Annotated in this window: 26 protein-coding genes; 10 read left to right on the top strand and 16 right to left on the bottom strand. The window is 69.1% G+C overall.

Annotated features, from left to right (window positions below; all coding sequences use genetic code 11):
• The first annotated feature begins 911 nt into the window (after nt 1–911).
• Nucleotides 912–1928: a hypothetical protein gene (locus tag AC0685_RS10480; protein ID WP_478225278.1), complete on the top strand. Its 1017-nt coding sequence runs from the start codon at nt 912–914 to the stop codon at nt 1926–1928.
• Here the strand turns inward: AC0685_RS10480 and AC0685_RS10475 are convergent.
• The 4 genes from AC0685_RS10475 to AC0685_RS10460 all read right to left on the bottom strand — a co-directional run bounded on the left by AC0685_RS10475 (nt 1925) and on the right by AC0685_RS10460 (nt 5670).
• Complete coding sequence (locus tag AC0685_RS10475; protein ID WP_478225277.1) at nt 1925–2350, bottom strand: hypothetical protein; 426 nt, start codon at nt 2348–2350, stop codon at nt 1925–1927. The two genes, AC0685_RS10480 and AC0685_RS10475, sit on opposite strands and share 4 nt — an antisense overlap.
• Nucleotides 2347–3606: an MFS transporter gene (locus AC0685_RS10470; RefSeq protein ID WP_340686574.1), complete on the bottom strand. Its 1260-nt coding sequence runs from the start codon at nt 3604–3606 to the stop codon at nt 2347–2349. The genes AC0685_RS10475 and AC0685_RS10470 overlap by 4 nt, the downstream gene beginning before the upstream one ends.
• A 107-nt stretch (nt 3607–3713) precedes the next feature.
• A complete protein-coding gene (locus AC0685_RS10465) occupies nt 3714–4145 on the bottom strand; it encodes a MarR family winged helix-turn-helix transcriptional regulator (RefSeq protein ID WP_016337543.1) in 432 nt (143 codons plus the stop codon).
• 67 nt (nt 4146–4212) lie between these two features.
• The gene (locus AC0685_RS10460) at nt 4213–5670 is read right to left on the bottom strand and encodes an NCS2 family permease (RefSeq protein ID WP_478225276.1); all 1458 of its coding nucleotides are present in this window, start codon (nt 5668–5670) and stop codon (nt 4213–4215) included.
• A gap of 80 nt (nt 5671–5750) precedes the next feature.
• Between AC0685_RS10460 and AC0685_RS10455 the strand changes: the two genes are divergently transcribed.
• Nucleotides 5751–5978 carry a DUF2530 domain-containing protein gene (locus AC0685_RS10455; RefSeq protein WP_125801418.1) on the top strand — a complete coding sequence of 76 codons (228 nt, stop codon included), beginning with the start codon at nt 5751–5753 and terminating at the stop codon, nt 5976–5978.
• A gap of 67 nt (nt 5979–6045) precedes the next feature.
• Here the strand turns inward: AC0685_RS10455 and AC0685_RS10450 are convergent, their stop codons facing one another.
• Together AC0685_RS10450 and AC0685_RS10445 are read right to left on the bottom strand one after the other, a co-directional pair.
• Entirely contained in the window at nt 6046–8853 is a 2808-nt protein-coding gene (locus tag AC0685_RS10450) for a sacsin N-terminal ATP-binding-like domain-containing protein (RefSeq protein WP_478225275.1), read from the bottom strand.
• A complete protein-coding gene (locus tag AC0685_RS10445; protein WP_478225274.1) occupies nt 8843–9709 on the bottom strand; it encodes a DUF3027 domain-containing protein in 867 nt (288 codons plus the stop codon). Before AC0685_RS10445 ends, AC0685_RS10450 begins: the two co-directional genes overlap by 11 nt.
• A gap of 49 nt (nt 9710–9758) precedes the next feature.
• On the opposite strand from AC0685_RS10445, the gene AC0685_RS10440 reads away from it, so the two are divergent.
• The 3 genes from AC0685_RS10440 to AC0685_RS10430 are packed head-to-tail and all read left to right on the top strand — an operon-like array spanning nt 9759 to nt 12981.
• On the top strand, nt 9759–10523 hold the full coding sequence (locus AC0685_RS10440) for a glutaminyl-peptide cyclotransferase (protein ID WP_478225273.1): 765 nt from the start codon (nt 9759–9761) through the stop codon (nt 10521–10523).
• Nucleotides 10524–10574: 51 nt separating this feature from the next.
• Nucleotides 10575–12488 carry an MFS transporter gene (locus tag AC0685_RS10435; protein ID WP_478225272.1) on the top strand — a complete coding sequence of 638 codons (1914 nt, stop codon included), beginning with the start codon at nt 10575–10577 and terminating at the stop codon, nt 12486–12488.
• 28 nt (nt 12489–12516) lie between these two features.
• A complete protein-coding gene (locus tag AC0685_RS10430) occupies nt 12517–12981 on the top strand; it encodes a DUF2771 family protein (RefSeq protein WP_478225538.1) in 465 nt (154 codons plus the stop codon).
• 131 nt (nt 12982–13112) lie between these two features.
• Here the strand turns inward: AC0685_RS10430 and AC0685_RS10425 are convergent, their stop codons facing one another.
• Entirely contained in the window at nt 13113–13499 is a 387-nt protein-coding gene (locus tag AC0685_RS10425) for a cold-shock protein (RefSeq protein WP_016337551.1), read from the bottom strand.
• Nucleotides 13500–13630: 131 nt separating this feature from the next.
• On the opposite strand from AC0685_RS10425, the gene AC0685_RS10420 reads away from it, so the two are divergent.
• The gene (locus AC0685_RS10420; protein ID WP_125683903.1) at nt 13631–13876 is read left to right on the top strand and encodes a hypothetical protein; all 246 of its coding nucleotides are present in this window, start codon (nt 13631–13633) and stop codon (nt 13874–13876) included.
• Here AC0685_RS10420 and AC0685_RS10415 read toward each other — a convergent pair.
• Nucleotides 13812–14465, bottom strand: a complete 654-nt coding sequence (locus AC0685_RS10415) for an HAD family hydrolase (protein ID WP_478225271.1) — start codon at nt 14463–14465, stop codon at nt 13812–13814. The two genes, AC0685_RS10420 and AC0685_RS10415, sit on opposite strands and share 65 nt — an antisense overlap.
• Before the next feature lie 94 nt (nt 14466–14559).
• Between AC0685_RS10415 and AC0685_RS10410 the strand changes: the two genes are divergently transcribed.
• On the top strand, nt 14560–15156 hold the full coding sequence (locus AC0685_RS10410) for a TetR/AcrR family transcriptional regulator (protein WP_478225270.1): 597 nt from the start codon (nt 14560–14562) through the stop codon (nt 15154–15156).
• Between the two features lie 30 nt (nt 15157–15186).
• Complete coding sequence (locus tag AC0685_RS10405; RefSeq protein ID WP_478225269.1) at nt 15187–16158, top strand: R2-like ligand-binding oxidase; 972 nt, start codon at nt 15187–15189, stop codon at nt 16156–16158.
• Nucleotides 16159–16215: 57 nt separating this feature from the next.
• Here AC0685_RS10405 and AC0685_RS10400 read toward each other — a convergent pair whose 3' ends face one another.
• Both AC0685_RS10400 and AC0685_RS10395 read right to left on the bottom strand, forming a co-directional pair.
• Entirely contained in the window at nt 16216–17391 is a 1176-nt protein-coding gene (locus AC0685_RS10400) for a hypothetical protein (RefSeq protein WP_478225268.1), read from the bottom strand.
• A gap of 77 nt (nt 17392–17468) precedes the next feature.
• Nucleotides 17469–19127 carry an AMP-binding protein gene (locus tag AC0685_RS10395; protein WP_478225267.1) on the bottom strand — a complete coding sequence of 553 codons (1659 nt, stop codon included), beginning with the start codon at nt 19125–19127 and terminating at the stop codon, nt 17469–17471.
• Between the two features lie 133 nt (nt 19128–19260).
• Between AC0685_RS10395 and AC0685_RS10390 the strand changes: the two genes are divergently transcribed.
• Complete coding sequence (locus AC0685_RS10390; protein WP_478225266.1) at nt 19261–20022, top strand: PhzF family phenazine biosynthesis protein; 762 nt, start codon at nt 19261–19263, stop codon at nt 20020–20022.
• Nucleotides 20022–20396 (top strand): YccF domain-containing protein, encoded by a 375-nt coding sequence (locus AC0685_RS10385; RefSeq protein ID WP_034308373.1) that lies wholly within the window; start codon nt 20022–20024, stop codon nt 20394–20396. Before AC0685_RS10390 ends, AC0685_RS10385 begins: the two co-directional genes overlap by 1 nt.
• A gap of 3 nt (nt 20397–20399) precedes the next feature.
• On the opposite strand, the gene AC0685_RS10380 is transcribed toward AC0685_RS10385, so the two are convergent.
• The 6 genes from AC0685_RS10380 to AC0685_RS10355 all read right to left on the bottom strand — a co-directional run bounded on the left by AC0685_RS10380 (nt 20400) and on the right by AC0685_RS10355 (nt 25337).
• Entirely contained in the window at nt 20400–21215 is an 816-nt protein-coding gene (locus AC0685_RS10380) for a metallophosphoesterase (protein ID WP_478225265.1), read from the bottom strand.
• Nucleotides 21216–21461: 246 nt separating this feature from the next.
• A complete protein-coding gene (locus AC0685_RS10375) occupies nt 21462–22256 on the bottom strand; it encodes an HAD-IIA family hydrolase (RefSeq protein WP_034308369.1) in 795 nt (264 codons plus the stop codon).
• A gap of 10 nt (nt 22257–22266) precedes the next feature.
• Nucleotides 22267–23331 (bottom strand): sulfate/molybdate ABC transporter ATP-binding protein, encoded by a 1065-nt coding sequence (locus AC0685_RS10370; protein ID WP_478225264.1) that lies wholly within the window; start codon nt 23329–23331, stop codon nt 22267–22269.
• Entirely contained in the window at nt 23328–24104 is a 777-nt protein-coding gene (locus AC0685_RS10365; protein ID WP_478225263.1) for an ABC transporter permease, read from the bottom strand. The genes AC0685_RS10370 and AC0685_RS10365 overlap by 4 nt, the downstream gene beginning before the upstream one ends.
• A gap of 76 nt (nt 24105–24180) precedes the next feature.
• A complete protein-coding gene (gene modA / locus AC0685_RS10360; RefSeq protein WP_478225262.1) occupies nt 24181–24936 on the bottom strand; it encodes a molybdate ABC transporter substrate-binding protein in 756 nt (251 codons plus the stop codon).
• Nucleotides 24933–25337 carry a TOBE domain-containing protein gene (locus AC0685_RS10355; RefSeq protein ID WP_478225261.1) on the bottom strand — a complete coding sequence of 135 codons (405 nt, stop codon included), beginning with the start codon at nt 25335–25337 and terminating at the stop codon, nt 24933–24935. Before AC0685_RS10355 ends, modA begins: the two co-directional genes overlap by 4 nt.
• Between the last annotated feature and the right edge of the window lie 16 nt (nt 25338–25353).

The following is a 25353-nucleotide window of genomic DNA, read 5'->3' as shown; positions in this document are numbered from 1 at the left end:
AACTGACTGCCGCTCCCACCACGAAGCGGACATGTATGAGGTTAGCCTAACCTCATCTACCCCGACAAGGGGTTCCGCCGAAAGATGCCGATCTCACCCTTCCGGGTGACAGCACACTGGTCCCCATGAGTCTTCTGAGCGGCAAGGCCGTGGTCGTCACCACGGCGACATCCTGTGCGTCCTTAGGCAGACCGTGACCAAGGACCCCGTCCTCGAACGGGAGGCGCTGGAGCCGCCTCCCTCGGCCAGGTGGAGGTGAGACCCGGTCTTCGCCTACCTGCCGCTGACCTCGGGACCACGGGGGCGGTGGTCGTCCCGGGTCCCGAGATCAACGAACGATCCGGGTGCTGAACGTTCGAAGTCTTCCGCGCCAACCGGAACGCTGTGCTGTTCATGTCTTGAGCATCACGATACGGGCGTTGTTCCGCCCCACGAGAGGTGAGCGCCTTTCTCGGCCGTTGATCTGGTTACTTGGTGACAGCGCCGCGCTGTTTTCAGGCGACCTCACGTCCGCCTGACGTGCCGCAAGAAGCCTGGTGCTTCCGGGGCAACGTCGTCTGCATTTCACCCACGAGAACGATGGACGCCGGAAACGGAATCCTGGACACCATCTCCGAGCTCGGGCCGACGGTGATGGTCTACGTGCTTTCGAAGAACCGCTGCTCGCTGTCCCGGACGCCCTCGCCTGGTGCTGGCAGCGCGGCGGTCACTAAAAGAGCCGAGTGAGAGAAATGGCGGAAAAGATCAGAATCCCACCCACCGTCCGGAAGGCAGCCGGGTCCACTTCGCCGGTTTACTGACCAGCGCTGGTCCAGGTCTACGCAACTCTCCTCGAAGATCCACCGTGCGGATCCATCCATCGGGTTGGCGTTTCGCCGGACAGCGGACGCCCGACGGGCTAGCTTCACCCCGTGGCCACCCCGAACGACTACCGCGCCATCGCACGCAAGACCGACCGTCCGATGTGGATCTGGGCGGGCTGCGCGCTGGTCAGTGTCCTGCTGCTGTTCGGCGCGGGTATCGCCGTCGCGATCACGCTGCTGAGCCGGGACGACACAGATACCGGCGCCGAGCTCCCCGAAGTCTGGCCGTCCGAACGGGCGCAGGCGCTCCGCCCGGTCACGATGCCGACGGGCGAGATGGTGGCCGCGCTGACGGACGAAACCGGCGCGCAGGTGCTGTGCCAGGCGATCCCGGAGCAGCGCTGGGAGGAGATCCTCGGCGACCGCACGCTGCGGGAGGCAGGAAGCTCCTGTCACGCGATCACCGCGAAACTCGACGTCAGCGTGCAGATGATTCCCGCGCTGCCCGAGGACACGAGCCGGGGCATGCCCACGAAGACCTCGGTCGCCGGCAAGCTCGCGGTCATCGCCACCGACAAGGACGGCACCAGCCTGAGCGTCGAACTCGTCGAGGTCGCGCCGCACAACGGCGCCTCGCCGGTGCTGCATGTCTCGCTCCGCGGCAGGATCGTCAAGAGCCCCGAAACCGAAAAGACGGCGAGGGCACTCGCCGAAGCGTTGATCGCAGGCGTGACACCACCAGGGCCGAAGTTGCCGAAAATCGGCAAGGACGGTGAGATCGCCGTGGAGAAGATCGAACCCGGCCCGATCAAGGACAGGCCGCTCCCGGTGATCTCGTGGCTGCTGTGCGGAGAACTCGGCCGCGCCCTCGGCGTGCCCGTCGACAACGCGAAGCCGACCTTCTTCGCCGCGTGCGAACTGAACGGCGTGACCGCCGACTACAGCGAACTGTCCACCGCCGTCACCCCGACCACGACGATCGCCGGGTTGCCCGCCCAGATCGACGGACGAGGTGTCGTCGTGCAGCTCACCGACGATCCGGCCGGGCAGACGCTGAAGTTCAAAGGCACCGGCGACCTCCAGGCGCTCGCCGAAAAGATGGTGCCGCCGCTGCTCGGCCGTTAAGCCCGGTAGTCCGCCAGAAGATCGCCGAGCAGCGTCTCGTACGCCTTCCGGTCGAAACGGGCACCGGTGAACCGGTACTCCTCCGGGTCGTCGAACGGCTCGTAGTCGGTTTGCCAGCCGAAGGCCCGCCACTCGACCGCGTGGTCGCCGAAGACAATCTCGACGCTGTACCCGCCGCAGCCGAGATCACCGCACAAGGGGCACACCAGCAGCGCGACCCGGCCGTCGTCAAAATCGCCGGGCAAGCGGCCGAGCAACCGCGAAAGCGTCTCGACCGCCGAATCACGCCATCCTTCGTCGTCCAGGGACAACGGCGTCTGCTGCTGAGCGGGAACCAGCGTGCGCAGCGCGACGCCGTCGATCGTCCAGTCGAGGAACCGGGACTCGCCGGTCACCGACGGTTCGACGCCGAGTTCGTTCACACCCGCTCCCGCTTCAGCACCCGCAGACCGTTCCCGAACCGCCGCACCGGCAGGCTCACCCCGCCGCGCCGGATCAGCACGACAGCGCAGGCTATCGCGGCGAGCGCCGAGACCGCGCCACCGATGTAGAACGGCGAGCGGCCGCCGAAAGCGTCGGCCATCCAACCGGTCATCGGGCCGCCGATGGGGTTGCCGCCGATCAGCACCAGCACGTACAGGCCCATCACGCGGCCGCGCATCTCCGGGCTGACCGCGGTCTGCACCAGCGCGTTCGCCGTGTTCAGGAAGGTGATCGTGGCGAAGCCGAGCGGGATCAGCGCGAGGCCGAAGGTCAGGTAGGTCGGCATGAACGCGGTGATCACCTCGAACGCGCCGAGCAGGAACGCCGAGATCAGCAGCAGCCGCACGCGCGGACCGCCGCGGGTGTTGCGGCGGGCCGACATCAGTGCGCCGGTGAAGGTGCCGACGGCGACCAATGTCGACAGCAGGCCGTAGCCGTCGGCGTTGGTGTGGAAGACGTTCGCGGCGACGATCGGCAGCGACGTGAAGTACGTGATGCCGAACGTGCTCACGAAGAACACCAGCACCATCACGGTCATCAGGTCGCTGCGCCGCCGCACGTATCGCAGCCCCTCGACGAGCTGCCCCTTCTCGCGCGGGATGGCCGGGCCGCGGAAGAGCTTGTCCGGGTTCATCATCACCAGCGCGGCGATGACGGCGCCCGTGCTCACCGCGTTCGCCATGAACAGCCAGCCGGTGCCGACCCAGGTGATCGCGAAACCCGCGATGGCCGGGCCGACGATACGGGCCATGTTGAAGATCGAGGAGTTGAGCGCGACTGCGTTGGTGACCTTGTCCCTGCCCACCATCTCGGCTACGAACGACTGCCGCGCGGGCACCTCCAGCGAGGCCGTCACGCCGAGGGTGAAGCAGAGGAGGTACACGTGCCAGAGCGCCGCGATCCCGCTCAGATCGAGCGCGCCGAGGACGACCGCCTGCGCCAGCACGGCGATCTGGATGCCGATCAGCAGCCGCCGCTTGTCGACGCGGTCGGCCAGCACCCCGGCCCACAACGAGAGGAACAGCGTCGGCGCGAACTGCAGCGCGACCGCGATGCCGAGCGCGATCGGGTCGTTGCCGCTGAGGGTGAACACCAGCCAGTCCTGCGCGATGCGCTGCATCCAGGTGCCGATGTTCGAGATGACCTGGCCGGTGAAGAAGAGCCGGTAGTTACGGACCTTCAGCGAGGAGAACATGCTCCCGCGCGACTTCTCGGGCGCGGGCGGTGGCGGTGGAGTGGGTTCCCGGGTAACGGTGGTCTTGGAAGGACACTGTGTTTCGTTACCCGTGGTCGTCACCGCTGTTAGTTCCCCGCCATCCTGTCGATGATCTCGGAGGCGCGAGAGAGCACTTCACGTTCCTCGGCGCTCAACTCCGCCAATTGCTTGTCCAGCCAGATCTCCCGCGCGGTGATCTGCTCGATCACGTAGGCCCGGCCGCGGTCGGACAACTCGACGATCGCCTGGCGGCCGTCCGTCGGATGCGGCCTGCGCTCGACGTAACCCATCTCCTCGAGCGCGGCGATCACCCTCGTCATCGAGGGCGGCTGGACGCCTTCCTTCGCGGCGAGCTGACCGGGAGTCAGCGCACCGCATTTGTGCAGCGTCGACAACGCGGACACCTGGGTCAGCGAGATGCCGTCACCGGCGCGCTGGGCCCGCAGCCGTCGATTCAGCCGCACCACCGCGAGACGCAGGCGGCTCGCCAGTGAGCGCTCGTGCGTGTCTCCGGACATATAGTTAGCATACCTCACGATCGGATCATCGGCCCGTGAGATCGCCCACGGATGACATAACCGCTGGTCAGTTGAACGCGGCTTGGATGGGACCGACCGCGAAGTAGGCCACGAACATCACCGCGATACCCCACATGAGCGGATGCACACCCTTGGCCTTGCCGGTGACCGCGCGGATGACGACGTAGCTGACGAAGCCGGCGCCGATACCGTTGGCGATCGAGTAGGTGAACGGCATGACCACGATCGTCAGGAACGCGGGCAGCGCGACGGTGAAGTCGGCGAAGTCGATCTCCTTGACCTGGCTCATCATCAGCGCGCCGACGACGACCAGCGCCGGAGCGGCGGCTTCGACCGGGACGACCTGATAGAGCGGGGTCAGGAACATGGCCGCGATGAAGAGCACCCCGGTGACGACGTTCGCGAGCCCGGTCCTGGCGCCCTCGGCGATGCCGGACGCGGATTCGACGTACACGGTGTTCGAACTCGAAGACGCGAACCCGCCCGCGGCGCCGGCGAGACCGTCGACGAACAGGGCCTTGCCGACGTTCGGGAGTTTGCCGTCCGGCGGGAGGAGACCGCCCTCCTTCGCCAGGCCGGTCATCGAGCCCATGGTGTCGAAGAAGTCCGCCAGCACCAGGGTGAACACCAGCAGCACGACGGTGATGATCGGCAGCCGCGTCCAGGCGCCGAAGGAGATGTCGCCGACCAGCGAGAGGTCCGGCACGCCAAGGACCTGATCGGGCAGCGCCGGGTAGCCGAGGTTCCAGCCCTGCGGGTTGACGCCCTTCGACGGGCCGACCTTGGTGATCGCCTCGATGACGATCGCCAGCACGGTCGAGGCGAGGACACCGATCAGGATCGCGCCCTTGACCCGCTTCGCCACCAGGATTCCGGTCACCAGCAGGCCGACGACGAACACCAGCGTCGGCCACGACGCGATCGAACCGTTGATGCCGAGCCCGACCGGCACAGTCGTCTTCGCGTCGTCCGGGACGCGGCGCACGAATCCGGCGTCGACCAGGCCGATGAGGCAGATGAACAGGCCGATGCCGACCGCGATCGCGGATTTCAGCGGCGGCGGCACGGCATTGAACACCGCCGTCCGGATACCGGCGAACACCAGCAGGACGATGACCAGACCCTCGATCACCACCAGGCCCATCGCCTCCGGCCAGGTCATCTGGGAGGCGAAGGTGACCGCGATCAGGCTGTTGATGCCGAGACCGGTGGCGATGGCGAACGGGTAGTTCGCGACCAGGCCCATGATGATCGTCAGCACCCCGGCGACCAGCGCGGTCACCGCGGCGACCTGCGGCACGGGGAGGATGTCGCCGAGGACGTCCTTGTGCGCGCCCGCGTCGTCGGCGGAGAAACTGCCGAGGATCAGCGGGTTCAGGACCACGATGTAGGCCATCGTGAAGAAGGTGACGACCCCGCCGCGGATCTCACGCCCCGGTGTCGAGCCGCGCTCGCTGATCTTGAAGAACCGGTCCAGTGTGGACCGGGTGCGCTGCTCCGCCATCGCGTACCACCCTTCGCCCGTTGCCGGGTACCCTTCCCCACGTGGGCGAATCGATCAATTCCGGGGAAGTAAACGGTTCATTGCGGCCAACGCCGGAGCTGCCGAAGCGGCTGACCGACCTGACGCCGGTCGTGATCGTAGGTACCTCGCTCTGGGCGGTCGCGACCGTGGTCCTGTTCTTTGTGACCGACGGCATCTGGGTGCAGACGGCGTTCTCCGGCCTCGTGCTCGGCTTCATCGGTCTCGCGATCATCGCCTGGCAGCGCGCCGCCGCCCGCCGGGGCTCGAAGAGCGCCCAACGCTTCTAGCCGCGCATTTCGTCCTCTGAATGCGGTCCTTGCGTGTGCAACTACCGCATTCAGAGGACGAAATGCGTCAGTTCAGGAGGGCCGAAGGCGAGGGGTCTTCGAGCAGGGCCGTGAGGACGTGCCGGTCGGCCCAGCGGTCCGTCGCCCAGGCGAAGGCCCGGCCGAGCCCTTCGGGGGTGTCGGCGGCGTGCAGCCTGCCGTCGGACCACCAGGCGACGTCATGCTCCGCGTCCTCGAAGGTCACCGTCAGCGCCTCGTGCAGCAGCACCCCGCCCTCGGGCGGTTCGACGCCCAGCTGATCGGCGGCCAGCCGAAGCGCGGGCAGCTCCGTCCACGGCACGTATTCGCCGTCTTCGATGACCTTGGCGTCGAGACCGCTCGCCACCGGCAGGTCCAGCAGTTCCGCCAGCGCGGCGGCGCCGCTCGCCGCGACGACCATGCGCTCCGGCGCCAGCACGGCGGCGAACCACGGCACGTCGAGCACGACGGCGTTCTGGGCATCGACGGCCGAACCATCTGCGGCGCGGACGCGATCCGGCGGCGCGACGTCCACTGTGTACTCGGCGAGTGCCGCGTGTGCCAGGGAAGCGAGTCCGGAGCTCACCTTGCGCTCGGGGTCGCCCAGCCGCTCCAAGAGATCTTCGACGTCTTCGGCGTCGGAACCCAGCTCTGTCCTTACCCCGATGGCGAGCAGGATCTCCTTGCTCAACCCCGAATCCGGGACGACGTCGTAGAGCCCGGCCAGCGCGGACGCTTCCGGCATCCGCCAATCGAGCGGCGCGTGCCCGTCCAGGAGCGCGTACCGCGCGAGCCACCAGCCGGTATGCCCGCCGGGTTCGGTGAGGGCACGCCAGGTTTCGGGACGGGACGCGAGCAACCGCAGCGCCTCCGGCCAGGCGTCATCACCGACGAGATCGAGATCGCGCACGGCGAGCACCCGTGACGGCGGGCGCTCCAGCGAATCCCACCAGTCGTGCTCGTCGGGCAGGCCGTGCTCGGGTTCCAGCGGTTCGTCGTCGGTGATGATCGCGAAGGAATCCAGCACGCCGACCGCGACGAGCGTGGCCGCCGGCCAGTCCTCGGCGAATTCCTCGTCCAGCACGGACAAAGCGCCGTCTTCTTCGAACACCTCGGGATCGAAGATGTCGCCCAGTGGCGACGTGGGCAGGACGAGTTCGTCCGCACGACGCCAGCCGTCCTCACTCGGCAAGGCCAAGGCGCCCGCCCAATCGGGGGCCTCGTCACCGACCTCGGCGATCAGGCGGAGCACCGCACCCGCGAGGGCCATACCGTCCAAACCGGACCGGACGTCTTCGACGCTGCGTTCGACGGCGGCGCTCAGCGCGTCGGCTTCGAGCAGGTCGCTCGCCTCGGCGCGCTTGGCTCCCAAGCGTTCCAGCAACGGATGCGCGGCGGCCGGATGCACGAGCCGCAGGCCGATGATGTCCACATCGGACAGAAGTTCGAGCAGTTCCGCCGAGCCGCCGACGAGCAATGCGTCGCGTACGCCTGGCAAGGTACGACCGTCCGACATCGGTACCGGCAACGCGCCGAGGTCGTCCTTGGTGAGGTCGTGCGCTTCGAGTGCCGGCAGCAGCACGTCGTAGAGCGAACGCCACCACGAGGGCTCGCGCTGCGCCCCGGTCAGCAGCTCGATGGCCTCGGCGGGTGAGAGCGACTGCGCACCGACGGCGCGAAGGTCCACACCGGACAGTGAAATGAGCCCAGGCACGAGGTCCGCCAGCAGCGGCGCCAGCCCCGGCACGTCCACCGGCAGGACACGCGCCTGACGCCCCGGCAAGTCGTCACCTGATTGCGCGGGAAGCCAGGCCGAGTCGGCGAGATTTTCGAGGATGGCCTCCCGCAGCGTTCCGTCCACAGTGGAACGCGGGAAGTCCGCGCCGGGCACGAGCGCCAGACGTTCCTTGCCGGGCAAGGAACGGACGAGTTCGACGTACTCCCGCGCGGCGTTCTTCAGTGCCGACGTCAGCTCCGGACCCGGCAGCGCGCGGCGGCGGGACGGCTCGATCGGCAACGTCGCGATCAGCCTGGCAGGCAGGGAAAGCTCGTCGTCGGTGGGGGTCGGCGCGTGCAGGACGTCGTCACCGAGCGGCCGGGGCGAACCGGCCCCGTCCAGCGGGACGGCCCAGACGACGTCGCCGCGATGGACCTGCCAGTGCTCGGCACCCGCCGGTGACGCGAGCTCGACGACGCCGTCACCGAGATCGGACCGGCGCCAGACACCGCCCTCGATCTCGATGCTTTCGAGCCAGGACAGGGTGAGCAGGAGATCGCCGATGTCGTTCTTCAGGTTCTCCAGCAGGGCCTGGCTGTCGACGCCCTCAATCAGCGGAAGCCGGACCTCGGTGGTGAAGCCTTCGGGCACGGGAGGTTCGGCTTCGGCGACCGGCCACGGAAGCCGGAGCACGGGAACGTCGCCGGCGCGGCCGGCTTCGGCGCGCGTGCGTTCCGCGGAGAAGGCGACCCCACCGGTCACCGAAACGATCCTCGGCTCGGCGGAAACCGTGAGCACGGCGGCGAACCCGACGCCGAAGCGGCCGACGGTCTCCTCCCCCTTGCCGGAAGCGCGAAGGGAGGCAAGGGATTCGACCCCGCGGGCGTCCAAGGGCGCACCGGTGTTGGCGAATCTCAGCTCACCGTCCACGACGGACACCCGGAGCCTGCCGCGTTCACCGGCGGCCAGGGCGGCGTCGGCGGCGTTCTGCGCCAGCTCGACGAACAGCCGGTCACGGTAGCCGCCGACCCGCAGGTCGTTCTCGGTGTTCGTGTCCTCGGTGAACCGCGTCGGCGAATCGGCCCACGCCCGCAGGACGGCGGCGCGGAGCCGCTCGGTGCCGAACGGGTCAGTGCTCACTGGCGCTTTCGGCCTCGACCTGAGCTTCGTCGGCGGTCTCCTCGGCCGGGGAGACGGTCTCCGGCTCGACCTCCGGCTGGACCTCGGCGGAGGTCTCCGGTGCGGGCTCGAAGTCGATCAGCGAGTCGTCGTAGACCAGCTCCGCCACCGGCACCGACGAGGTCACCTCGACCTCGATCTCGGAGTGCGCGCCGCAGCCGTACTCGACGTCGACGACGTGGCCGTCCGCCGGGGAGATGTCGTTGGTGCACGCGCCGAAGGCCGCGCTGAGCGACCCGGCGAGCGGCACGAAGAAGCCGCAGCTCCCGCAGACGTCCGGCGCGCTGCGCGCCATGTCCGACCGCGGGCCGAACTCGCCGCCGTGCCAGCGGGCGGCGGCGTCGAGCCTGCCGTACCGGGACAGCACGTGGACCCGGCCGAGGCCGGTCTCCTTGGCGACCGCTTCGACCGCGGGGTCGTCGGACTCCAAGTACGCCGGGACGAGCCGCGGGTCGTCCTTCTCCACCGGGAAGATGTCGCCGACGCCGAGATCGCCCGCCTGGACACGGCGGTCCCACGGCACCCACGCCGGGGCGACGCGCGCTTCCGGACCGGGGATCAGCACGACCTCGCTGACCGTGATCGGCTCTTCCTCGCCGGCGAGCGCGACCGTGACCGACCAGCGCCAGCCTCGATAACCCGACACGGTCGCCTCGAACAGGTGGCTCGCGGAGACCGCGTCCTCCCGGTCGACGCCGACGTGCGCGCCGACCTGTTCGGCACCGGCGTCCTCCAGCACCGCCGCACGGGCGAGATCGACCGCCTCGGCGAGTTTGCGCTGGATGGAGCCGTCGTCCAGGGTCAACAGCAGGGTCATGCCCCCATTCTGCCGCACGCGATATCGCGGTCCGTGTCAGGCTGTCCGCGTGCGCACGCTGATGACCATGTCACTCCTGCTGGCCGCCGTCCTCGGTGGCTGCGCCGCCGCGCCGGTGAGCGACGCCGCCCCGCCCGCGCCCGAGAAATTCAAGGTGCGGGTGCTCTCGACCCTGCCCCACGACCCGGCCGCCTTCACCCAGGGCCTCGAGTTCTCCGGCGAGACGCTGTACGAGGGGACCGGCCTGGTCGGGAAGTCGTCGATGCGGGCCGGGCCCCCGGGCGCGGCGCCGTCGGTCCGGCAGGACCTGCCCGGCCTGTTCGGCGAGGGCATCACCGTGCTGGGGCCGACGGCCTGGCAGATCACCTGGCAGGACGGCGTCGCGATCGAACGCGACGCCAAGACGCTGGCCGAGCTGAGGCGCGTGAACTACACCGGCGAGGGCTGGGGGCTGTGTCACCGCGACGGGCAGCTGGTGATGAGCGATGGGTCGTCGAAGCTGACCTTCCGTGACCCCGTGACCTTCGCGCCGACAGGCGGTGTCGATGTCGGCCGTGACCAGCTGAACGAGCTGGAATGCGTCGGGGGCTCCGTGTACGCGAACGTCTGGCAGACCGACCGGATCCTGCGGATCGACGCCGCGACCGGGCGGGTGACCGGCGAGATCGACGCGTCCGGGCTCCTCACTCCCGAGGAGCGGAGCTCCGCCGACGTCCTCAACGGCATCGCGGCGGTGCCGGGGACCGACGAATTCCTGATCACCGGCAAGCTCTGGCCCAGGATGTTCCGCGTGAAATTCGTCGCGACCACCTAGAAAGCAGTGGTGAACGCGCGAAGCGAGACCCGCGTAAGGCAGGATTGAAGCGTGGGAATCTTCGGCTCGAACTCTGGACCCGACGGCACGCCTTCCGGCAGGCCGGGCAAGGAGCGTGGCCGCAAGAGCAAGCGGAAGTGGACGCCGGAGCCGGGAGCCGCCCAGGCGCGCAACTGGTCCGCGCCACCGCCCACCCGCGTCGACCAGCAGCCGGTGCCGCCCGCGGCCCGTCCGCAGCACCAGCCCCACTACCAGCCGCATCCGGCCGGGCCGACCGCCGACGAGGCACGCACCAGCGCGATCCCGATGGGGCACCACCAGCCGCCCCCGCCGAGGACCCCTCCCCGCGGCGCGCGGCCGTATCCGGATCCTTCGCAGCGGCAGACCGAACCCGTCCGGCGTCGTCCGGGCGGGTTCTACGACGAGCACCCGCCGGGCAGCGGCGAGTACGAGCACTACGACACCGGTGGCTACGCGGGTGAGCCGCGTGTCGCCCAAGAGCAGCCGCACGAGCATCCGACGACCGCGGTCCCGCCACGCGCGGGCTCCCTGCCGAAGATGCCGAAGAAGATCACGGTCACCCGGGTCGCGGCGATGCGCAGCCGTCAGCTCACCGGGCAGGCCGTCGGAGCCTTCCAGCGCGCGACGAAGGCGGACGGCGCCGACAAATCGGGCCTGACTTCGCTGACGTACGCGGTGATGCTGAACTACGCCAGCGACGCCGCCATGGCGATCGCGCTGGCCAACACCTTGTTCTTCGCCGCCACCAGCGGGGAGAGCAAGGGCAAGGTCGCGCTCTACCTGCTCATCACGATCGCCCCGTTCGCGCTGGTCGCGCCGGTGATCGGCCCGGCGCTGGACAAGATCCAGCGCGGCCGCAGGCTCGCGATGTGCGTGTCCTCGGCGGGGCAGGCGCTGATGGCGATCGTGATGGCGCTGCACTTCGACGACTGGCTCCTGTACCCGGCGGCGCTGGGCATGATGGTGCTCTCGAAGTCGTTCACCGTGCTCAAGGCCGCCGTGACCCCACGGGTGCTGCCACCGGAGATCACGCTGTCCAAGACCAACGCGCGGCTGACCGTGTTCGGCCTGGTCGCCGCCGGCGCGTTCGGCGCGCTGGCGAGCGGGGTCAACGCGATCTGGGGCTCTCAGGGCGCGCTGTGGTTCACCATGCTGATCTGTGTCGCCGCCGCGGTGCAGTCGATGCGCATCCCGTCCTGGGTCGAGAAGACCGAGGGCGAGGTGCCGGCGTCGCTGTCCGCGCATCCCGAGCGGCGGGTCAGGAAGCAGCGGCAGCCGATGGGGCGGCAGATCGTCGTCTCGTTGTGGGGCAACGGCACCGTCCGCGTGCTGACCGGGTTCCTGATGATGTTCTCCGCGTTCGCGGTGAAGGCGCAGGCGGAAGGCAGCGGGCAGAGCCCGTTCGACCAGCTGCTGCTGCTCGGGATCATCGGCGCCGCGGCCGGTGTCGGCGGTTTCCTCGGCAACGCGCTGGGCTCGCGGCTGCACTTCGGCAAACCGGATCAGGTGATCCTGGCCTGTGTCGGAGCCTGTCTCGGCATCGCGATCATCGCCACCGTGGCGGCGGGACTGGCGACGGCGGCGATCGTGGCGCTCGTCGGCGCGACCGCGAGCGCGCTGGCGAAGATCAGCCTCGACGCAGTCATCCAGGAAGACCTGCCGGAAGAGTCGCGCGCGTCGGCGTTCGGGCGGTCGGAGACCGTGCTGCAGATGTCCTGGTGCTTCGGCGGTGCCGTCGGCCTGCTGCTGCCGCCGACGTACTGGATCGGCTTCCTGGTGCTGTCGATCCTGCTGGCCGTCGGGTTCACGCAGACGTTCATGGTCCGGCGCGGCACTTCGCTGATCCCGGGGCTCGGCGGCGACCGGCCGCTGCGCCCGGAGCCGACGAGCGAATCGCCGATCCCCTCGCAGCCCGGTGACTCCCGGTGGCGGCCGGGCTCGTAATCTTCACCGTATGCGGCGACTTCGTATTTTGGCCCTACTCGCGGCGGGTGGTTTCGTGGTGGCCGGTTGTGCGGCCCCCGGCCCCGAAGAGGTGACCTTCTTCGCCGACGGCAAGACGGTGAACGTCGCCCCGCTGGCGTCCTGCGACATCAAGAGCGCGCAGTGCACCACCAAGCCCGACGCCGCCGGCAAGCTGCGTATCCGGCCGGGGAAGCCGGTGCAGATCTCGGTGCCGAGCGCGATCGCGGAGACACCGTGGAAGGTCACGGTGCAGTACGTGAACGGCAAGGGCGAGCCGCAGGAGCTCAAGCAGGACATCATCACGTCGCTGGACCGGTTCGCCTACACCGTGACGACGCCCCGGCCCGACGACCAGATCCTCGTCGTCGAGGTCGCGCAGGCTTCGGTGATCAGCCAGACCGGGCGTCCGGAGGACGCGGAGGCGGTCACCACGGCGATCTGGTCGCTGCAGGTCGAGCCGCCGGCCGCCTGAGGGGAGCAAGGGACCTTTGCTACCACGCGCGGCCCATCGGTCCGTGAAGGCCTCCTTGCCTACCCTGAAGGTAGGCAAGGAGGCCTTCACGGACCAGCTGCAGGCCCCCGAGCCACCCGCAGGGGCGCCGATCAGGGATCGAGGTCCCGGGCGACGGCGCGCATGATCTCGGCGATCTGCTTCGTGTTCTTCCGGTCCGGGTAGCGATTGCGCCGCAGGTCCGGCTGCACCTTGAGCTCGAGCAGCTTGATCATGTCCTCGATGAGCCCGTGCAGCTCCTCGGCGGGACGGCGGCGCGCCTCGGCGACCGACGGCGGCGGGTCCAGCAGCCGGACGGAGAGCGCTTGCGGGCCGCGGCGGCCGTCGGCGACACCGAACTCGAGGCGCTGGCCCGCCTTGAGCCCTTCGACGCCCTGCGGCAGCGCGGCTTTGCGGATGTAGACGTCGGCGCCCCCATCCTGGGTGACGAAACCGAAACCCTTCTCCGCGTCGTACCACTTGACCTTGCCGGTCGGCACTTCCCTCACCAGTCCTTTGCTGTCCTGCTCACAACGAACGCGCCCGGGGCGTACCCAGGGCGCGCGTCCCATAAGCGTATCTCGCCACACGCCCTGTGGAGAAGCGGATACCGGCGGATACCCTCTGCTTCATGGAGACCGCAGTAAAGGAGGCCGCTGTGGCCGTCCCCGAGAAGCCCGGCAAACCGATCCTCATGCGCGTCGGCATCGGCCTGTTCGCGCTCGGCATGATCGCCGTCACAGCGGTGTTCGTGCTGTTCGCCGCCGGACTGGAGAACCTGCCGGTGTGGCTGTCCGCCGCGGCGGGTGTGATCACTCCGCTGGGGCTGGCCCTCGGCCTGATCGCCCTGATCCGCGAGGCTCGCCGAAAGAGCTGAGCCAGCCGGGGAACTCGGTCAGCGAGTCGAACACCACGTCGGCCCCCTCCGCGAGCAGCTCCTCCTTGGTGCACGGGCCGGTCGTGACCCCGATGGGGACCGCACCGGCCGCCAGTGCGCCGCGGATGTCGCCGAGGTGGTCCCCGACGTAGACACGGGCGCCGTGCTCGGTGAGCGCGGCGGCCTTCTCCGTCGACCACAGCTCCCCCACCAGGACGTCGACCTCGAGACCGAGCGCGTCCAGGTGGAGTTTCGCGTTGGGCGCGTACTTCCCGGTGACGACGACGGTGCGCCCACCCGCCTCGTGGACCGCGTGCAGTGCCTCGGCCGCGCCGGGCATCGCGACCGTCACCGGCACGACCGTCTCCGGGTACATCGCGCGGAAGCGCGTCACCAGCTCCGGGATGCGCTCCTCCGGAGCGCCGAAGCCCCGCAGGCTGGCGTCGAGGGGCGGGCCGAGGTTGGCCGCGAAGAACTCGCCGTCCAGCGGCAGGCCGGATTCCACGCCGAGCGCGTTCATCACCGCGACCATGCCCGGCCGCGGATCGATCAATGTCATGTCGAGGTCGAACCCCACAGTGATGCCCACCCGGCCACGGTAGCCGCCACCACCGACTGATTTACACCGAATGGGTGCCCGTCAACTTCTTTGACATGGACGCGATCTGTGTCAAGCTGGAAATGTGGGCGACATCACGAGCTTCTCCGATCGAACCAAGGCCTCTCTGCGGGAGGCTCTGCTCGACGCGGCGACCGACCTGCTCACCGAACGCGGCTACACGGCCCTGCGGATGGCGGACGTCGCCGCCCGCGCCGGAGTGAGCAGGCAGACCGTCTACAACGAGTTCGGCAACAAGGGCACGCTCGCCGAGGCCGTGATCCTCCGGACGACGTCGGAGTTCCTGGAAGGCATCCGCCTGCGCGTCCAGGACGCGCGGAACCTGCGCGACGGGATCCGGGTGGCGGTCGTCCACACGATCGAGCACGCCCGCGAGAACCGGCTCGTCGCCACGACACTCGGCACCGAAGCGGGCGAGGATCTCCTTCCCCTGCTGACCACCAAAGGCGAACCGATCCTGGCCGCGGCCACCGAGGTCGCGGCCGGGCAGTACCGCGAGTTCGAGCCGTCGCTGTCCCCGGAATCCGCCGCGCTGCTGGCGGAGACCGTCGTGCGGCTTTCCCTCTCCCATCTCGTCATGCCGACGCATTCGGCCGACGAGGCGGCGGCTTCGGTCGTCGCCGTGCTGGCGCCCGCCATCCGGGCGCTGACCACTGATTAGTCCACAATGGAGTGACATGAAGGGTACGTCATGACCGATACGGTCTCCGAACTGCGGACCGGTTTTTCCTCACTGCGCGAAGGCGGGCTGAATTGGGACTCGTTCCCCTTGCGGCTGTTCGTCAAGGGGAACATGAAGTTCTGGAATCCTGCCGACATCGACTTCTCCCGGGAGCGCGAGGGCTGGGAGACGCTCAACCCGGAGCAGCAGCGGTCGGCGACGTACCTGGTGTCGCAGTTCATCGCGGGTGAAGAGGCTGTCACCGAAGACATCCAGCCGTTCATGCGGGCGATGTCCGCGACCGGGCGCTTCGGCGACGAGATGTACCTGACGCAGTTCTGCTTCGAAGAAGCCAAGCACACCGAGGTGTTCCGCCGCTGGATGGACGCCGTCGGTCTCACCGAGGACCTGCATCCGTATGTCGCGGAGAATCCGCACTACCGCAAGCTTTTCTACGAGGAGCTGCCGCAGTCCTTGCGTGCGCTGGAGGACGATCCCAGTCCGCTCAACCAGATCCGCGCGAGCGTCACCTACAACCACGTCATCGAAGGCAGTCTCGCGCTGACCGGGTACTACTCGTGGCAGCTGATCTGCACGCAGCACAACATCCTGCCGGGTGTGCAGGAGGTGGTACGCCGTATCGGCGACGACGAACGCCGCCACATGGCGTGGGGCACCTTCACCTGCCGCCGTCACGTCGCCGCGGACGACTCACTGTGGGACGCGGTGCAGCAGCGGATGGGCGAACTGCTACCCCACGCGCTCGACATGATCCAGTGGGTGCAGAGCCAGTTCGAGGAGCCTCCCTTCGACTTCGACCAGGACGAGATCACCCAGTACGCGGCGGACCGGGCGCGGCGGCGCCTCGGCGCGATCGAGTCCGCGCGCGGGATGCCGGTGGAGCAGATCGACCTCGACTACTCGCCGGAGAACCTCGAAGAGACCTTCGGCGAAGAAGACGCGAAGGCGATCGCCGCGGCCGCCGCCAACACCGCGGCCTGATGTGCCGTGAAGGCCTCCTTCCCTACTCTGAGGGTAGGGAAGGAGGCCTTCACGGACTTACCCGGCGGGCCAGTAGACGGCGTGCGTGCGGCCGTTCTCGTTGTCGGACAGGCCGATGATCGTCCCGTTCGCCGTGATGTGGTCGGCGACGCTGTAGGTACCGCCCGGCAAAGCGCCGAGCACCGTCCGGGTGCCGTCGGCGGCCCACTTCGTCGCGATGTTGTTCTCCAGGCCGACGACCGTCCCCGCCCGGTCGATGTCGTGACCCAGTCCGCGTTCGGTCGAAAGCGTCGTACGGGTTCCCGCCCGGTTCCACTTGACCGGGCTCTCCGTTCCGAACACCAGGTAACCGCCGCCGGCGGCGGCACCGGCGTTGTTGACCGCCATCGCCCAGCCCGGCCACATCTCCGGGTACTCCAGCCAGGTCATCCGCCCGTCACGCTCCCATCGCACGGGTTTCGGATTGCCGTTCACGTCGTCGGCACTTCCCACGATCACGCCGAAATCGTTCATGTCCTCCGGGGTGCCGCGCGGATTGCCGGGGGAAAGATCGGTGATCGCGCCGGCGAGGTTCCAGCGCACGACGTGGTTGTTCCCGGCGGCGTCGGACGCCGTCCCGGCGACGGTCCTGCCGTCCGGGGTGATCCATTCCGCGTTGGCGTAAGCCCCGCCCGGCAGGCCGCCGAGGTCCACCACCTTCCCGTCCGGATTCCACCGCACGGCGTGGATCTTCCCGTCCGCGGCCCGCGCCGCGCCGACGATCACGCCACGGTCGGTGATCGCGTTCGCGATCGCGTAATCCCCGCCCGCCAGGTAGGGCAACGCGGTGACCGTGCCGTCCGGCGCCCATTTGACCGCCGCCTGGTTCCAGGCCGCGTCCTTGTGGGCCCAGCCGACCGCGACCCCGCCGCGGTTGATGTCCGTCGCCTTGCTCTGTTCACCGCCGAGGCCCGGCAGCGCGGAAATGCGGCCCCGCGGGTCCCATTTCGCCGCGTGGTACTTGATCTGGCCGTCCGGCGGCGTCGACGAGCCGACCATGACGCCGTCGTCGTTGACCGCGTTGACCTGGCTGTACTGGTCTCCCGGCAGGGTTCCCAGATCGATGGGGGCGGTCGCGGGAGCCGCGGCCGCCGCGCCGGGCAGCGACAGCGACAGCGACAGCGGCAGCGGCAGCGGCAGGACGATCGCCGAGACGGTCAGGGCGAGAACTCTTCTGCTTCGCTCGAGTTTCATTCTTCTCCCCTCGCGGCGGTTCGGATCCACCGCGAAGGGAACACGCGGCAAAACTGTGACAGGTTGCCCCCGAAGTGTCAGGCGTGTTTGGTAGCCGCCGCCTTTTCGAGTCCGAGGATGCTGATCGACTCCGCCCGCATCTCGACCTTGCGCACCTTGCCGGTCACCGTCATCGGGAACTCCTCGACGACATGGACGTACCGCGGGATCTTGTAGCGCGCCAGCTTCCCCTCGCAGAACTCCCGCACGGCTTCGGCCGTCAGCGGCTCCGCGCCCTCGCGCATGCGGACCCACGCCATCAGTTCCTCGCCGTACTTCTCGTCCGGGACGCCGATGACCTGCGCGTCGAGGATGTCCGGATGGGTGTAGAGGAACTCCTCGATCTCGCGCGGGTACAGGTTCTCACCGCCGCGGATGACCATGTCCTTGATCCGGCCGGTGATGTTGACGTACCCGTCGGCGTCCATGATCGCGAGGTCGCCGGTGTGCATCCACCGCGCCGCGTCGATCGCCTCGGCCGTCTTGTCGGCCTGCTCCCAATAGCCGAGCATCACCGAGTAGCCGCGGGTGCAGAGTTCGCCCGGTTCGCCGCGCGGCACGGTCAGCCCGGTCTCCGGATCGACGACCTTGACCTCCAGATGCGGCCCGACCCGCCCGACTGTCGACACCCGCCGTTCCACCGAATCATCCGCGCGGGTCTGCGTGGACACCGGCGACGTCTCGGTCATGCCGTAGCAGATCGACACCTCCGCCATGCCCATCCGGTCGATGACCTGTTTCATCACCTCGACCGGGCACGGCGAGCCCGCCATGATCCCGGTGCGCAGCGAGGACAGGTCGTGGGAAGCGAAGTCCGGGTCGGCCAGTTCGGCGATGAACATCGTCGGGACGCCGTACAGGGAAGTGCATTTCTCGGCCGCGACGGCTTCGAGGGTGGCCTTCGGCTCGAACGCGGGCGCCGGGATGACCATGCACGCGCCGTGGGTCGTCGCCGCGAGATTGCCCATCACCATGCCGAAACAGTGGTAGAAGGGCACGGGGATGCAGATCTTGTCGGCTTCGGTGTAGTTGCAGAGTTCGCCGACGAAGTAGCCGTTGTTGAGGATGTTGTGGTGGCTCAGCGTGGCGCCCTTGGGGAACCCCGTGGTGCCGGACGTGTACTGGATGTTGATCGGGTCGTCCGCGGACAGTTCGCCTTGGCGCTTGGCGAGCCTCGACGGATCCGCGCCGCGTCCGTTCTCCAGCAGCGACGTCCACTCCTCGCTTTCGAGCAGCACGACGTGTTCCAGCGCCGGGCATTTCGGGCCCGCTTCGGCGATCATGCCCGCGTAGTCCGACGTCTTGAACGACGCCGCGGCCACGATGAGCTTGATCCCGGCCTGGTTCAGCACGTACTCGAGTTCGTGCGAGCGGTACGCCGGGTTGATGTTGACCAGGATCGCGCCGATCTTCGCGCATCCGTACTGGACACAGGTCCACTCCCACCGGTTCGGCGACCAGATGCCGACGCGGTCGCCCTTGGCGATCCCGAGGTCCAGCAGGCCCAGTGCGAGCGCGTCCACCTCGGCGGCGAGTTCGGTGTAGGTCCAGCGTTTCCCGGCGGCGCGGTCGACGAGCGCGTCCCGGTCGCCGAAGGCGGCGACGGTGCGGTCGAAGTCGTCCCCGATGGTGTCCCCCAGCAGCGGGGTGTCCGAGATTCCCGATGCGTAGCTCGGCAAGGCGGGGGCGTCGGGCATGGAGACTCCTGCGTTCGGCGGCATCGACGCGTCGAGTCTAGGAACGCGGCGTGACGGCGGCCACCTGCAAGTGGAGACCACCTCAGGGGAAACCCGGAGGCCGGGTCCGGCCGTGGCGGATATCGTCGGAGACATGCGCCTCTACATCGTCGACGCCTTCACCTCCGAGGCCTTCGCCGGTAACTCCGCCGGCGTCGTGCTGCTGGACTCGCCGGGTGACGCGGGCTGGATGCAGTCCGTCGCCGCCGAGTTGAGGCACGCCGAGACGGCCTTCGTCGAGGTCGGTGGCGAAGGCCCGAAGTCGCTTCGCTGGTTCACGCCGGAGACCGAGGTCGACCTGTGCGGGCACGCGACGCTGGCGACCACGCACGTCCTCGGCGGCGAACAGACCTTCACGACGAAAAGCGGCGAGTTGCGCTGCCGCGCCGAAGACGGCTGGGTGTCGATGGACTTCCCGTCGGACCCGCCCCGCGAGTCGGACGACGATCTGTCGTCGATCCTGCCGGGTGTCTCCTTCGAGTACGTCGGGCGCAGTAAGCACAACCTGTTCGCGGTGGTGGACGACGCTTCCGTGGTGCGCTCGCTCGCCCCGGACCTCGCCGCGCTGCGCGCGCACTGGAACGGGCGGCTGATGGTCACCGCACCGGGTGACGTGGACGGGATCGACTTCGTCACCCGGTTCTTCGCGCCGGGCGTCGGCATCGACGAAGACCCGGTCACCGGCTCCGCGCATTGCGTCCTCGCGCCGTACTGGGCCGCTCGCCTCGGCCGGGAGAAGCTCGTCGGCGAACAGGCCTCGTCCCGCGGCGGCATCGTCCGGATGAGTCTCGAAGGCGACCGCGTCCTGCTTTCTGGGCAGGCGGTCACCGTGGCCAGCGGGGAGTTGCACGTCTGATGCGCCTGATCCTGAACGTCATCTGGCTCGTGCTGTGCGGCCTGTGGATGGCGCTCGGCTACGTCGTCGCCGGCGTCATCTGCTGCATCCTGATCGTCACCATCCCGTTCGGGCTGGCGTCGTTCCGGATCGCGGCCTACGCGCTCTGGCCGTTCGGCCGCACCGTGGTGGACCGGCGCGACGCCGGGGCCGCGTCGACGATCGGCAATGTCATCTGGTTCCTCTTCGCCGGGCTTTGGCTCGCGATCGGGCACGTGCTGACCGGGGTGGCGCTCTGCGTCACGATCATCGGGATCCCGCTCGGCGTGGCGAACTTCAAGATGATCCCGGTCTCGCTGATGCCGCTGGGCAAGGAGATCGTGGAGCTCCCCTGACGATCAGTCCTCGGGTTCCCAGGGCAGCGGCACGATGAGGCACGGGCCGCCGACGAACAACCCGCCGTCGATCCCCAGCGCCTTCCCGCCCGCGTAGAGGTACGGTCCCTCGATCTGCGCGGGGTGGATCCCGAGCTGGTCGGCGATGACGCTGTGCCCGTGCACGATCCGCTCGCCGCCGAGCCGGTCCATGACCTGCTGCGCGACGTCCGCGCCGTCCGGGCCGCGGAAGGCGTAGCGCGTGGTCATCCGCCGCCAGACGTCCCACCAGGCCTGGATGTCGCTGCCTTCGAGGATTTCGCGGCCGCGCGCGTTGATGCCGTCGATGTCCTCGCCCCAGTCGAGGTACTCGAGCGTGTCCGAATGCATCAGCAGATGGTCCGCGGCCAGCGTCAGCATCGGACGGGAAGTCAGCCATTCGATATGTTGCGGGGTGAGCCTGTCCTGGTCTTCGAGCAGCCCGCCGTTGATCTCCCAGCTGCGGGCGAAGCTGCGCGGACCGAAGTCGGACGGCACCTCGGTGTCGCCGAAGTGGTACATCCCGAGCAGCAGGATCTCGTGGTTGCCCAGCAGCGTCCCGCAGTGGCCGCCCGCCGTCGCGGCCTGCCGTTCCAGCCGCATCACCAGGTCGATGACGCCGACGCCGTCGGGCCCCCGGTCGACGAAGTCACCGAGGAACCAGAGGGTCGTCTCCCCACCGGACCAGTCGTCGTCGGAGTCGATCAGCCCCTTCGCCCGGAGCGCTTCGGCCAGCTCGTCCCGGTGTCCGTGCACGTCACCGACCACGTAGGTCGAGGACGCGGGCTGATCGTCGTGCATCGTCTGACGATAAGCCCTCCGCATGCGGCTGTGTCGCTCAGCCTGTTGGCGGAGCTGATGACGGCCCGCGAAACCGGCCGAAGGCCCCGCTACGGGGCTCGGTCGCTCGCCTCTCCACACCGAGGTTGTGGCTTTCGCGACACGCCGCGTACGGACAGCACCTGGCCGGTCCCACCCGTGGAGAAGTGAGAGGTGACGGCGCCGCGCCCTGCCGACGTCGATCTCGGACGCGGGTTCACCACGGACTCAGCCTTCGCCGAAGGGGTCGCCGGTGCGCCCGACCAGATCGGCGATGGAGTCGATGATCTTGGTCGGCCGGTACGGGTAGTGCTCGGCGCTCTCCCGCGTGGAGATGCCGGTGAGCACCAGGATCGTCTGCAATCCGGCCTCGATTCCCGAGTGGACGTCGGTGTCCATCCGGTCGCCGATCATCAGCGTCGACTCCGAATGCGCGCCGAGCCGCCGCAGCGCGGAGCGCATCATCAGCGGGTTCGGCTTGCCGACGTAGTACGGCGAGCGGCCGGTCGCCTTCTCGATCAGCGCCGCGACCGAACCGGTGGCGGGCATCGAGCCCTCCATGCTCGGGCCGGTGGCGTCCGGGTTGGTCGCGATGAACTTGGCGCCGCCCTCGATGAGCCTGATCGCGCGGGTTATTGCGCTGAAGCTGTACGTGCGGGTCTCGCCGAGTACCACGTAGTCCGGGTCGCGTTCGGTCAGCACGTAGCCGACCTCGTGCAGGGCCGTGGTGAGCCCGGCTTCGCCGATCACGAACGCCGAGCCGTTCGGCCGCTGCGACGCGAGGAACTTCGCGGTCGCCAGCGCGGAGGTCCAGATGGCCTCCTCGGGGATGTCGAGACCGGTCCGCTCGAGCCTCGCCCGCAGGTCGCGCGGGGTGTAGATCGAGTTGTTGGTCAGCACCAGGAAGCCGATGTCGTTGGCGCGCAGCTCCTTGAGGAACTCGTCCGCGCCGGGTACGAGATGCTCCTCCTGGACCAGCACGCCATCCATGTCGCTGAGGTATGTCCAACGGCGCTCGTTCATACCGCCCACCCTAATGATCCGAGACGGCGTGAACAGCCACGGACGCCGCCTTGACCGAAAGATTGACCGGTGTGCCGGGTTCGAGCGCCAGCTCGGCGACCGCGGCCGGGGTGAGGTCCGCGGCGAGACCCGCCGCCCAGTCGTCGCCGCGGGCCCGGACGCGGATCACCGGTCCGTGGGGTTCGAGCGCGTCGACGATTCCCTCGACGGTGTTGCGCGGGCTGCCCCGGTGCTCGCCGTCCCGCAGGTACACCGCCACGGCACTGGGTGCGAAGACGGCGACGGCCGCTTCGCCCTCGACGACGTCCTCGGCCGGAATTCCGGCCAGCTGCCCGCCTGACGTGCGCAAACCGCCCTCGACGGCGATACCGGGCACCAGGTTCAGCCCGGCGATCCGCGCGGTGAACGCCGTGCGCGGCGCGGAGAGGACCTTGCGGGTCTCGCCGCGTTCGACGATCCGGCCGCCGTCGAGGACGGCGACGTGATCGGCCAGCGCCAGCGCGTCGAGGGGGTCGTGGGTGACCAGCACGGTCGGCGGCCCGGAACGCAGGACCCGCCGGAGCAGCCCCCGGATGGCGGGCGCCGCGTCGACGTCCAGGGCGGCGAAGGGCTCGTCGAGCAGCAGGAGTCCCGGCTCGGCGGCCAGCGCCCGCGCGATCGCGACCCGCTGCGCCTGCCCGCCGGAGAGCTGCGCGGGCCGCCGTGCGGCCAGTTCGAGAGCGTCCACTTCGGTCAGCCACTCCCGCGCACGCTTCTTCGCCTCGGCGCGGCCGGCACCGGTCGAGCGCGGCGCGAAGGCGACGTTGTCCAAAGCGGACAGATGCGGGAACAGCAGTGCGTCCTGGGAGAGCAGGCCGATACCGCGCGCGTGCGGCGGCAGGCCCGCCAGGTCGCGGCCGTCGAGGGTGATCCGCGCCCGGCCGGGCCGGAGCAGCCCGGCGAGGCAGCCGAGCACACTGGACTTCCCCGACCCGTTCGGGCCGAGCAGCGCGAGCACCCCGCCGTCGGGAACTTCGAAGCCGACGTCCAAGGTGAACTCGCCACGCCGCAGGGCGAGCTCGGCCGAAAGGGTCACGACCGGACTCCTTCGAGCGCGCGCGGCCGGGCGAGCGCGATCACCGCGACGGCGACCAGGATGAGCAGCAACGCGAGCGCCACCGCGCTGTCGACGTCGACCTCGGCCTGGGTGTAGACCTCCAGCGGCAGGGTCCGGGTCACCCCTTCCAGGCTGCCGGCGAAGGTGATCGTCGCGCCGAACTCGCCCAGCGCCCGCGCGAAGCTCAGCACGATGCCCGAACCGAGCGCGGGCAGCAGCAGCGGCAGCGTGACCCGGCGGAACACCGTCCACGGTTCGGCGCCCAGTGTGGATGCGACCCTTTCGTACCGGTCGCCGGCGCCCCGGAGAGCTCCTTCGAGGCTGACCACCAGGAACGGCATCGCGACGAACGTCTGCGCGATGACCACGGCCGCCGTGGTGAACGGCACCTGCTCACCGGTCAGGGTGGTCACCAGGATCCCGAGGAAACCCTTGCGGCCCAACAGGTACAACAACGCCAGGCCGCCGACCACCGGCGGCAGCACCAGCGGCAGCAGCACCACCGCGCGCAGCACGCGGACACCGCGCGCCCCCGAGCGCGCGAGCACCACGGCGAGCGGGACCCCGAGCAGCACACAGGCCACAGTGGACAGTCCGGCGGTGATCAGCGAGAGCTTGAGCGCGTTCAGCGACGACGTCGAGGTGATGAGGCTCGGGAAGCGGGTCAGGTCCGAACGCACCAGAAGGCCGACGACCGGCAGTACCACCAGCGCCAGCGCGCAGATCGCCGGCGGCCACAACACCCACGGCACCCCGGCCCCCGCATTTCGTCCTCTGAATGCGGTACTTGCGCGTGCATCTACCGCGTCCAGAGGACGAAATGCGGGGTCAGGGCGTGCCAAAACCGGCCTTCGCGAGTTCGTTCTTGCCCTCCGCGCCGAGGACGAAGTCCCTGAACAGCCCGGCGAGCCGAGCCTGCGGAGCGTCCTTCACCACCGCGATCGGGTAGTCGTTGACCGCGCCCGCCGCCTCCGGGAAGTCCACCTTGTCCACCTTCGCGGCCGCGGAGGTCGCGTCGGTGACGTAGATGAGTCCCGCGTCGGCATCACCCGACTGCACCTTCGCGAGCACAGACTTGACGTCCTGTTCCTCGCTCGCGGGCTTGAGCGTGACCCCGGACGACTGCTGGACCTTCTTCGCCGCCGACCCGCACGGCACCTGCGGCGCGCAGACGACGACGGTCAGCCCGTCCTGCGCGAGATCGGCCAGCCCCTTGATGCCCTGGGGGTTGCCCTTGCCGACCGCGATGGCGAGCCGATTGGTGGCGAAGACCGACGGCTGCCCGTCGATCAGCCCGGCCTTGGCGGCCTTGTCCATATTAGCCTTGTCGGCGGAAGCGAAGACGTCCGCCTTCGCGCCTTGGGTCAGCTTCTGGACCAGCGCCGAGGAACCCTCGAAGCTGAACTTCACGGTCACCCCGGAGTTCTGTGCCTCGAACCGCTTGCCCAGCGCCCCGAACGACTCGGTCAGCGACGCCGCGGCGAAGACGGTCAGCGTCCTTCCTCCTTCTTGAGGCGCCGCCTCCGAACCACAGGCCGTCGTGGCCAGCGCCAGCGCGAGCAGGACGGGCGCGAGCTTCCTCATCGGCTTCCTTCCGGGGTTTCGACCACGACGGTGGTCGCCTTGACGACTGCGACCGCGAGCACCCCCGGCCGCAGTCCGAGTTCACGGACGGCCTCGGCGCTCATCAGGGAGACCACGCGATGCCGGCCGCACTGCAGCTCGACCTGTGCCATCACCTTGTCCGTGATCACCTCGGTGACGAGCCCGACGAACCGGTTCCGCGCGGAGCGGCCGACGCTCGAAGGGTCTTCAGGCTGTTCTGCCTGCGCCTTGGCGAACGCGGCGAGCTCGGCGCCGTCGACGACCTTGCGGCCCGCCGAGTCGTCGAACGCGGTCAACTGGCCGGCACGTACCCACCGGCGGACGGTGTCGTCGCTGACGCCGAGCAGACGAGCGGCCTCGGACAACCGGAATTGCGGCATGTCCGGAAGGTTACTT

Source organism: Amycolatopsis sp. NPDC043889, assembly GCF_056435645.1.
Note: the sequence above shows the minus strand (reverse complement) of the source record. Positions and strands in the feature narration are given on the sequence as shown.

Coding starts and splice junctions, on each gene's coding strand:
- AC0685_RS10470 (WP_340686574.1), bottom strand. CDS start 3,606: ATGTTCTCCTCGCTGAAGGTCCGTAACTACCGGCTCTTCTTCACCGGC.
- AC0685_RS10465 (WP_016337543.1), bottom strand. CDS start 4,145: ATGTCCGGAGACACGCACGAGCGCTCACTGGCGAGCCGCCTGCGTCTC.
- AC0685_RS10460 (WP_478225276.1), bottom strand. CDS start 5,670: ATGGCGGAGCAGCGCACCCGGTCCACACTGGACCGGTTCTTCAAGATC.
- AC0685_RS10445 (WP_478225274.1), bottom strand. CDS start 9,709: ATGACCCTGCTGTTGACCCTGGACGACGGCTCCATCCAGCGCAAACTC.
- AC0685_RS10420 (WP_125683903.1), top strand. CDS start 13,631: ATGGAGACCGCAGTAAAGGAGGCCGCTGTGGCCGTCCCCGAGAAGCCC.
- AC0685_RS10405 (WP_478225269.1), top strand. CDS start 15,187: ATGACCGATACGGTCTCCGAACTGCGGACCGGTTTTTCCTCACTGCGC.
- AC0685_RS10400 (WP_478225268.1), bottom strand. CDS start 17,391: ATGAAACTCGAGCGAAGCAGAAGAGTTCTCGCCCTGACCGTCTCGGCG.
- AC0685_RS10395 (WP_478225267.1), bottom strand. CDS start 19,127: ATGCCCGACGCCCCCGCCTTGCCGAGCTACGCATCGGGAATCTCGGAC.
- AC0685_RS10390 (WP_478225266.1), top strand. CDS start 19,261: ATGCGCCTCTACATCGTCGACGCCTTCACCTCCGAGGCCTTCGCCGGT.
- AC0685_RS10385 (WP_034308373.1), top strand. CDS start 20,022: ATGCGCCTGATCCTGAACGTCATCTGGCTCGTGCTGTGCGGCCTGTGG.
- AC0685_RS10380 (WP_478225265.1), bottom strand. CDS start 21,215: ATGCACGACGATCAGCCCGCGTCCTCGACCTACGTGGTCGGTGACGTG.
- AC0685_RS10375 (WP_034308369.1), bottom strand. CDS start 22,256: ATGAACGAGCGCCGTTGGACATACCTCAGCGACATGGATGGCGTGCTG.
- modA (WP_478225262.1), bottom strand. CDS start 24,936: ATGAGGAAGCTCGCGCCCGTCCTGCTCGCGCTGGCGCTGGCCACGACG.
- AC0685_RS10355 (WP_478225261.1), bottom strand. CDS start 25,337: ATGCCGCAATTCCGGTTGTCCGAGGCCGCTCGTCTGCTCGGCGTCAGC.